At 47.1% G+C, this 8,448-nt stretch carries 11 protein-coding genes; all 11 read left to right on the top strand.

Features of this window, described 5'->3' with window-relative positions:
• Window positions 1-295, top strand: a 295-nt coding sequence (gp17, locus tag V7D75_RS05765) for a tail completion protein gp17 (protein WP_333613786.1), incomplete at its 5' end; no start/stop codon positions are given.
• A 15-nt stretch (window positions 296-310) separates the two neighbouring features.
• Window positions 311-739: a hypothetical protein gene (locus tag V7D75_RS05760; protein WP_333613785.1), complete on the top strand. Its 429-nt coding sequence runs from the start codon at window positions 311-313 to the stop codon at window positions 737-739.
• Between the two features lie 79 nt (window positions 740-818).
• Window positions 819-1,187: a hypothetical protein gene (locus V7D75_RS05755; RefSeq protein ID WP_333613784.1), complete on the top strand. Its 369-nt coding sequence runs from the start codon at window positions 819-821 to the stop codon at window positions 1,185-1,187.
• Window positions 1,188-1,216: 29 nt separating this feature from the next.
• Window positions 1,217-1,534, top strand: coding sequence for a phage tail assembly protein T (locus tag V7D75_RS05750; protein ID WP_333613783.1), 318 nt, complete (start codon window positions 1,217-1,219; stop codon window positions 1,532-1,534).
• 11 nt (window positions 1,535-1,545) lie between these two features.
• Entirely contained in the window at window positions 1,546-4,509 is a 2,964-nt protein-coding gene (locus V7D75_RS05745; RefSeq protein WP_333613782.1) for a hypothetical protein, read from the top strand.
• Window positions 4,510-4,567: 58 nt separating this feature from the next.
• Complete coding sequence (locus V7D75_RS05740; protein WP_333613781.1) at window positions 4,568-4,963, top strand: hypothetical protein; 396 nt, start codon at window positions 4,568-4,570, stop codon at window positions 4,961-4,963.
• Window positions 4,964-5,018: 55 nt separating this feature from the next.
• Entirely contained in the window at window positions 5,019-5,357 is a 339-nt protein-coding gene (locus V7D75_RS05735) for a phage tail protein (protein ID WP_333613780.1), read from the top strand.
• A 9-nt stretch (window positions 5,358-5,366) separates the two neighbouring features.
• The gene (locus V7D75_RS05730) at window positions 5,367-6,188 is read left to right on the top strand and encodes a phage tail fiber protein (protein WP_333613779.1); all 822 of its coding nucleotides are present in this window, start codon (window positions 5,367-5,369) and stop codon (window positions 6,186-6,188) included.
• Window positions 6,189-6,965, top strand: a complete 777-nt coding sequence (locus V7D75_RS05725; RefSeq protein WP_333613778.1) for a phage minor tail protein L — start codon at window positions 6,189-6,191, stop codon at window positions 6,963-6,965. It abuts the gene before it with no gap.
• Window positions 6,966-6,974: 9 nt separating this feature from the next.
• Complete coding sequence (locus V7D75_RS05720; RefSeq protein WP_333613777.1) at window positions 6,975-7,724, top strand: C40 family peptidase; 750 nt, start codon at window positions 6,975-6,977, stop codon at window positions 7,722-7,724.
• A 7-nt stretch (window positions 7,725-7,731) separates the two neighbouring features.
• The gene (locus V7D75_RS05715; protein WP_333613776.1) at window positions 7,732-8,301 is read left to right on the top strand and encodes a tail assembly protein; all 570 of its coding nucleotides are present in this window, start codon (window positions 7,732-7,734) and stop codon (window positions 8,299-8,301) included.
• Window positions 8,302-8,448 lie beyond the last annotated feature (147 nt).

Raw genomic sequence — 8,448 nt, 5'->3', positions numbered from 1 at the left:
CGAAGGCAGCGTAAAAAACACACCCTATATCGTATGGCAAGTCATTAGCAACTTACCTGAAAACACTATTGATGGCGCAACAGGACATGAATGGGTACGCGTACAGATAGACTGCTACGACCCAAGTTATGATGCCGCTGTGCAGTTGTCAAACGATGTGTTAGGCGTGATTAATAACAACATTCAAACTACCGATTACTTTGGCACTCAGCAGATGTACGACACCGAAGCCAAGCTATTTAGGCAGTCCATCGATATTGGGCTGTGGCAAACAACACCATCCACTTACCTATAGATAGGAGCACGACCCATGGCAGTAGATAATTTAGTTGATGCGTACTATACGCTACATGTCAGTACAGACGGCCTTACATTTGATAAGGTCAAACATTTACAGAAATGCGACCCACCAACATCTGAGAAAACACTCGATGATGTCACTCCTACTGACGCCAAACGCACTGTGAAAGCGGTTGTTGACTTTACTGAAGACAGTGAAATTGACTTTGAGTTTGTACTCGATCCTGCGGATGTTCAGCATCTCGCTATTCAAGCTGCTTATGATGACAATACCGAACTAACATGGCAGTTTAAATTTACCAATGCTCCTACGCTCAGCCGTGAGTTCAAAGGCATGGTCAGCAAGCTCACGCCATCGACTGATGACACAAAAAAGAAAATCCGCATGATGGGCACCATTACTATCACATCTGAGCCAACCGCAACGTTAACGCCTTAATCTATCACTATTTAGAAACACTTACCCACGATGCCCTAAAAAGCATCGTTTTTTATCCCTTAAAAAAATGAGTAATAATATGTCTAAAGCAAAAAACACTCTTACCGCATCAGCTTTAATGAGCGCTTGCGCAGCAATCCTAACGCCAATTCGTGTTTCCTTGCCAGAAATTGGCGGAGATGTATTTGTAAAACGTCATACACTCGCTGAACGTGATGCGTTTAACGACGCTATCAAAGGTCTTGAAAAAACCGAGCAAAATGCAATCGGCGTGACATTGGTTACCTGCGACGAACAAGGCGTGCTCATCTTTACCACTGAAGATGCTGAATCAATTAAAGGCTTACCATCTAGCGTGACTAACAAAATCCTCTATGAATACAACGTTGCCAATGGCTTTATCATACCGATTGACGAAGCGGTCGATGCAGCCAAAAAAAACTCTTAACCAATCGTCAGCGACTATTCACTTTTAAGTTGGCCGCACATCTTGGGAAAACAGTACGCGAATTAACTTCTCAAATTAGTACTGATGAACTTATCGAATGGCAAGCGTTCGACATACTGGACCCAATTGGCGGCTATCGCCACGACCTAAACACCGCGCTACTCGCAAAGATAGGCTCTGGCAATAAAGATTCTGCTTTACGCGATTTTATCCTCATCGACCCATACCCGATGACCGATGAGCAACGCGAACAACACGATCAAGCATTACAACGCGATGCGCTTGCGCAGTCTACCCAGCGTATGGCCGCGATGTTTGAAAAGCAAACAATCAAACCTATTAAATAAAGGACAACGTCATGGCTGGTGGAGTATTGTCACGTCTTGAAATTTTGCTGCACGCCAACACAGCCAACTTCCGCCGCAATATGCGCCGTGCGGCTGATGATGCTCGCTCTGCGATGGGCGATATGCAAAAGAAAGCCGCGGTAGTGGCTAAAGGTGCTACAGCAGCGTTTGCTGTGACCAGTGTTGCAGTAGGAAGCTTGGCGGCGGCTATCGTCCCTGTCCAACGTAAGTTTGACCAAATGCAAGGGCAGTTAGTCACTGCTACTGGGAGCTATGAAAACGCCGCCCATGCTATGGCTGCTTTAAACCAGTTTGCAGCTCAAACGCCGTACGATCTTGAGCAGTCGGTCATTGGATTCACCAAGCTTGTTAACTTAGGTTTAACACCATCTGAGCGTGCGCTTACCTCTTACGGTAATACCGCATCCGCTATGGGTAAATCCATGGAGCAGATGATCGAAGCTGTCGCTGACGCGGCAACTGGTGAGTTTGAACGTCTAAAAGAATTTGGTATCAAATCAAGCAAGGAAGGCGACCGCGTTACCTTTACCTTTAGAGGAATAAAAACCGAAGTTGGTCAAAACGCCGCCGAGATTGAAAAATACCTGATGGGATTAGGTGAAGTCGAATTTGCTGGCGCCATGGCAAACCAAATGGACACGCTTAACGGCCGCATTTCACAAGCTGAAATCGCCATGGATGGTTTGAAACTTGCTATCGCCCAAAGCGGCATCGGCGACATAATGAAAGAGGCGGTTGAAGGAACAACTGCTGCGCTTGAGCGCATGACTGCGTTTATTAAAGGCCCTGAGTTTAATGCTGCTATTGACTTACTTTCGCTTGCTTTTACCGGTTTTGAGAAAGACGCCACAGCTGCCATAGACGGCACTGGCAATCATTTAGGTAAAAGCTTAAATGATATGGGCAATGCAAATAACCGCTCGTTGCTATCCATGGCGAATGACTGGACACAGTGGTCTATTATCGTCCAAGCAACCGTCCAAAGTACTGCTGTCACAGCGATCGCTTGGCTAGATAAGCTCGCAATCAACGCTCAAGCCGCTGTCGACCTTGGCAAAAATCCTTTGAACGTCTTTAATATTGCTGACGCTTTGAGCAAACGCCAAGCATCACTGGTAGCCAGTACCGCAAATGCAACGCGCCTACAAGATCAAATCGATACTCGATTTGATAACCTTATGGCTCGCCGTGCCAAAATCAATAGCGATGCCGCCGCCGCTATAGCTGCATTAGGTAAAGGCACTAAAGAAACTGGCGACCAGTTGGCACGCTATGGCCAACAAGCCGATGCTCAACAAGAGAAGTCTGTCGAAAAAACTAAAAAACAAGCCGCTGCTGAAAAAGCGCTGGCAAAACAGCGCGAAAAAGAAGCGCAAGAGCGCTTGCGACAGCTTGAAGAAATAAATAAAAAAATGCGTGAAGACGCAAGGTTTATCGAAGATATACGTGGCGACTACGATCCCTTTGTCAAATTAGAAACCGAATTTAAGCGCCGTTGGTCGGAAATACAAAGTGCCATGTCTGGTGCGAGTGAAGAAACACTTAAAAGGGTATTTGCCGTCGAGCAGCGTTTGCTTGCGCAAGCCGATGTAGAGCTGCAAGTCAGCCAACGCCGCCGTTTAGGAGAATTTACCGACTATCTAATCGATAAGCGTACACGGCTGAAGGAATATTATCAGCAAGAATCTGAGCTTGCACAATCCGCCTTTGACTTGACCGCAGAGCAAAGAGAGATAGCTGACAAATCTCTTAATGCTCAGATGGTATCTGACATCGCACGATTTGAGATGGACATTGAATCACGCCTTAACGCTATTCGCGCACCGTTTATTGACGATATAACGCGTGAAATGACGGATGCTAGTCTTGAGTTGCTTAATATCCAGTTAAGCACTGATTATACACCTGATGATTTTGAGCGTTTTAAAGCAGCAATCAACGAACGACGCGATTATGAAGTCGCTCAGATTGAGTTTGCCCGCACTAAAGAGTTAGATGCTGCAAGTGATCATCAGAAAACTGAGCTACAGCTCATTGAGCAACGTTACAAGTATGAACGTCAAGAAATAGAGCTCACCCGTAATCTTAGCGACGAGGTACGAGCCGCGAGGCTTGCTGCTATCGATGCTCAGGAAGCAAAAGCTGCTTTTGATCTACGTAACAGCGCTAATAACGCCTACCAAGCGCAAAAAGCCGACTTAGGCGGTTATGCAGCTGAATATGGTATTAAACAGCAATTTGCAGACCGCTTAAAGATCATCCAAGACGCTTTGAATGCGGAGGTTATTGCGGAGCAAGAAGCAGCTCGCGCAAAAGAGCAAGCCCGGCAACAGTATAATATGTCCGCCTACCAGCTTGCGCTTACCTCGGGTCAAGATATAGCTGGTGCAATGGCAGGCTCATTGAAAACCATGCTTGGTGAGCAAAATATCGCTTACAAGATCATGTTTGGCGCACAGCAATCGTTTGTGATGGCATCTGCCGGTTTGAATATGTATGAAGCATGGGGCGACGCCATGGCTGAAGGCGCAACAATGGCCACAAAAATTGCTGGAGCAGCTACCATCGCTACAGAATTTGGGCGTATTATTAGCGCCGCATCTGCAATGACACTGGAACTGCCAGGATATAAAACTGGGGGATATACAGGGAACGCACCAGAAAATCAGATTGTTGGATTCGTCCATGGCCGAGAACAGGTTATGGATGCACCCACTACTCGTAAGTATCGTCCAGAGCTTGAAGCGATGAGCAATGGCACTTATGAGCGCCAATCTAGCGCCCCAAATATCAATATCAGTGTGACTGTATCAATGGATGGCAACTCATCTGTTGAATCAAACAGCGCATATGGCAAACAAGTCGGACAAGGAATAGCTGCGGTTGTCGCCAGTGAAGTGCGCAAAATGATGCGCCCAAATGGCGAGATAGACCGTCGCTATGTAAAAAGGTAATGTTAGACGCCCGCAACAAAAGTCGGTATTATAATATTTTGCCTATATTGAGGATATTATGAAATTACTGATTGGAGCTAGTATTACTATCGCCTTACTAAGCGGTTGCTCAACGAAAATCGCCACATCAACTAGCACTGTGAGCCCGACCTTGTATGGCACAGCAACTGCTGATAGCGCCTTGATTACAGTCACTCGCGATAGCGGCATCGTGGGCGCGGCTTGCGCTGCTAAACTATCTATCGACGATAAAGTTGTCGCAAGTCTTAAACCTTCTGACTCGGTGAAGCTAAATGTACCAAGCGGTCGTCATATTTTGTCATTTGATACGCGTGGCGGGTTATGCCCTTCAGTAAGTGACGCTGTAGAAGTTACCTTAAGCAAAGGTGACGATAAAAGATATCGCATACGTGCGGACACTAACGGCAACTTTCAGCTACTCCCTACGCTCTAATTCAACCAATCAACCAAAAGCCCACTACTCAGTGGGCTTTTTAGTGGGCAATCCTATGATAAAAACATTCCCGTGGCAGATGGATATGGGCGCTACTGCTGACAAACAGTATCGCGTAAACAAAACACAGTTTGGCGATGGCTATGCGCAGCTGTCATCTACTGGCATTAACAACAAAACCAAAAACTGGTCAGGTACTAAGACCGGCGCACTCGATACCGTCATCAAACCCATCGAAGCGTTTATCGATGAGCACGCAGGCGCCAAGCCTTTCTTATGGACCGACCCACACGGCAACACCAAACAATATACCTGCGCCGGTGTATCGATACCGCAGCGCAAAGGCGATCATTGGCAAATCACGCTCAACTTTGAGCAATTTATGAGTGTTTAGGAGATAACCATGGCAGTACAAATACCAGACCCAGGCACAGGCAATGGTCAAACGGGTGATAACGAATACGTCTTTCGCAAGAAAGTAAAGGATAATTTTAGTGACCAGACTAATGCGGCTAGTCGATTGGTGGGAACGACTGTAGGACGGGTTCCGGAATTTACGCCAACAGCAGGAATTGGTGGCACAGGGCTTGGTGGTTATATATTGCCCCCCATTACCATTGCTGATGCATCTACTAAAGCTGGTTTTTTTAGCGGAGAAGCAGGACCGGCATTTGCAAGATTTGGCGGCGAACATGTTGGCGGCTGGGTTGTTAATCGGGGCTCTAGACCCATTGTATTCTTTTTTGGCAATCAAGCCGAGTTAAAAATGACGCACTATTCTGGCATCTCTTGGTCTAATACTGCTGCTTTTTGGACAAGCAATAATGCAACAAAAGACAGTAACGGTTTTTTAAAAGCTTCAAGCCCCATCGTCAAAGTTTTTGCCGATAAAGTTGAGCTAAATGATGACGCTGTAAATCAAAATGTAACGTATAAAAAGAACGGTATCGGCGACTATACAATCACAACGCAAAGCGGTCTATCTACTGACGGCTGGTACATTGAACTACCAAAAGACATGAACGGTAACCCCAAAGTCGCGGTCACATTACAAGAAACAAACGGCGTGATTAGTCTAAAAAGCTACAAGCGCATCTTTAGCATGGAAACCTTTACTTTTGAGCCTGACTTAGAACAGCCACTTGACATTCCTGATGGTCGCTGGATTGATTTGCGTTTAAATGAAATTCCAGTTGAGCCTAGCGAGCTTGAAACGGAGGTCTAAATGCTCTCATCTGACCTACAAAAACTTAGCGTCACGGGTCTTGTCACACTCTATGAGCTAGACGCTACCAAACTTGGCGCAGGCGTCATGCGGTGGCATGGGCATATGAGTGCCGAGGACTGGGAGTTTATCTACCGCCATACAGACCCAACCGGCACAAAAGACATCATCCGCCGCGATATTATCTGGCAAGGTCAAACTTATAGCCCGGTTGCTATCCAAACCGATGGTTTAGAGATACGTGGTGATGGCAGTCCATCGACGCCCACATTGGTTATTGCTAATAATATCGATGGTATTAATGGCGCCGTCACTGCCATGTGCGCGTTTTATAGCGATTTTGTCGGTGCTGAATTACGCGTGATTCGTGTATTGGCTAAACATCTTGACGCGGCAAACTTTACCGTAGGCAATCCATCGGCGGACAGCCAGCAGTACACTGACCAGTATTGGACCATCAATCAAAAAACCCATGAATCACTAAGCGAGCAAGACAGCTCAGTCGCGTTTGAGTTATCAACGCCGCTGACCGCCCAGCGCAAGATGATACCTAGCCGCACCATTACCAAATATTGTGATTGGGCAGTCAAGGGAAAATATCGCGGTGAATCCTGCGGTTATACCGGTACGGCGATGTTTACCGAGGACGGCACACCAACAGACAACCCTGCACTAGATAAATGCGGTGGCTGCTTAAGCGATTGTAAGCTGCGTTTTGGTGAGTTCGAACCACTGCCATTTGGCGGCTTTCCATCCGCATCCATGCTAGGACGTTAAGGGATCGATATGTATATTTTAAAAGCCACACGCGAGGCAATACTCAATCACGCGGCTGCTTGCTATCCGCGTGAGTCTTGCGGCGTTATTGTCAATCGCGCGTATATCGAGTGCGAAAACATTGCTGACAGTGACAATGAGTTTGTCATCAGTCCACGTGACATTGTCCGCGCTGAAAAGCTGGGCAAAATAGAGGCGATTGTCCACAGCCACCCTGATGGCAGTACCAAGCCCAGCACCTTTGATAAGCTGCAAATGCCACTCCATGAATTGCCCTGGGTGATTGTCAGTTATCCTGAAATTGACATCAAAGTCCATAAAGCCAAACCGTACACCGTCCCGCTGATTAACCGCGAATACATTCACGGTGTACTCGACTGTTATAGCATCGTGCGTGACTACTATGCGCGTGAGCTTAATATCACGCTTGATAACTTTGAGCGGTTAGATCGCTGGTGGGAGGATGCCGCCAACGCGGATTTATATGTCGATAACTTTGCCTCACAAGGCTTTGTCCAAGTCGATAATTTGCAGCGTCATGATGTGATTCTATGCCGCGTGCAACCAACCGCCCATGTCAATCATGCGCTTATCTATCTTGGTGATGATGGTCAATTGACTTCAGAGCAATCAGAGGTAGTTATTGGCGATCACCTGGTCTTACATCATCCCTACCGCCGCCGCTCCCGCCGTGAGATTTACGGCAATATTTGGCAAGAGCGCAGCGCTATTATTGTGCGACATCAATCATTTATGTGAGGTAATCATGCTAAGACGTATCGAGCTACACGGCATCTTAGCCGAGAAATTTGGCAAATCCTTTGACTTTGATGTCGAATCGACACGCGAGGCATGCGAAGCACTGAGCTACCAAGTCGATGGCTTTCGACAATTTATGATGACCGCCCATGAAAGCGGTCTTTTTTTTGCCGTATTTTATGACGATAACGAGCAAAGCATTAGCGCTGATGAAGTGGAGATGAAAACGGGTGCAAAAGTCATCCGTATCGTACCGAAAATCACTGGTGCAGGCGGTGATGCAATGGGCTGGATTCAAGTCATTGCGGGCGCTGCGTTGGTGGGCGTAGGGTTTCTTGTTCCTGGCATGCAGCCTTTAATTGGCGCAGGTGCCGGACTTATGCTTGGGGGCGCTGCCGCTTTACTTATGCCACGACCTACCATCACCCCGCAAGACCCAGACGGCAATAAACCCAGCTATGCCTTTGGTGGCGCGGTCACCACCGTCGCTGAAGGCAATCCCGTGCCGCTAGCGTATGGTCGCCGTCAGGTAGGTGGCGCTGTTATTAGCATGATGATCGTCAATGAGGATACCTAATGTCATTATCAGTAATCAAAGGCGCCAAAGCCGGACAAGAAAAACCGCATCAGCCGTCTATTGCCAAAGACGATGTCGCCTCTATTAGTAAAGTTAAGATTTTATATGCGTTATCGGAAGGTGAAGTCAAAGGCTTGGTAAGCGGCG

The organism is Psychrobacter sp. (assembly GCF_036731945.1).
Classification (GTDB): Bacteria; Pseudomonadota; Gammaproteobacteria; order Pseudomonadales; family Moraxellaceae; genus Psychrobacter.
Note: the sequence above shows the minus strand (reverse complement) of the source record. Positions and strands in the feature narration are given on the sequence as shown.

Bases quoted from the DNA above. Each gene is read 5' to 3' on its own strand.
- V7D75_RS05760 (WP_333613785.1), top strand. From the start codon at position 311: ATGGCAGTAGATAATTTAGTTGATGCGTACTATACGCTACATGTCAGT.
- V7D75_RS05755 (WP_333613784.1), top strand. From the start codon at position 819: ATGTCTAAAGCAAAAAACACTCTTACCGCATCAGCTTTAATGAGCGCT.
- V7D75_RS05745 (WP_333613782.1), top strand. From the start codon at position 1,546: ATGGCTGGTGGAGTATTGTCACGTCTTGAAATTTTGCTGCACGCCAAC.
- V7D75_RS05740 (WP_333613781.1), top strand. From the start codon at position 4,568: ATGAAATTACTGATTGGAGCTAGTATTACTATCGCCTTACTAAGCGGT.
- V7D75_RS05735 (WP_333613780.1), top strand. From the start codon at position 5,019: ATGATAAAAACATTCCCGTGGCAGATGGATATGGGCGCTACTGCTGAC.
- V7D75_RS05730 (WP_333613779.1), top strand. From the start codon at position 5,367: ATGGCAGTACAAATACCAGACCCAGGCACAGGCAATGGTCAAACGGGT.
- V7D75_RS05725 (WP_333613778.1), top strand. From the start codon at position 6,189: ATGCTCTCATCTGACCTACAAAAACTTAGCGTCACGGGTCTTGTCACA.
- V7D75_RS05720 (WP_333613777.1), top strand. From the start codon at position 6,975: ATGTATATTTTAAAAGCCACACGCGAGGCAATACTCAATCACGCGGCT.
- V7D75_RS05715 (WP_333613776.1), top strand. From the start codon at position 7,732: ATGCTAAGACGTATCGAGCTACACGGCATCTTAGCCGAGAAATTTGGC.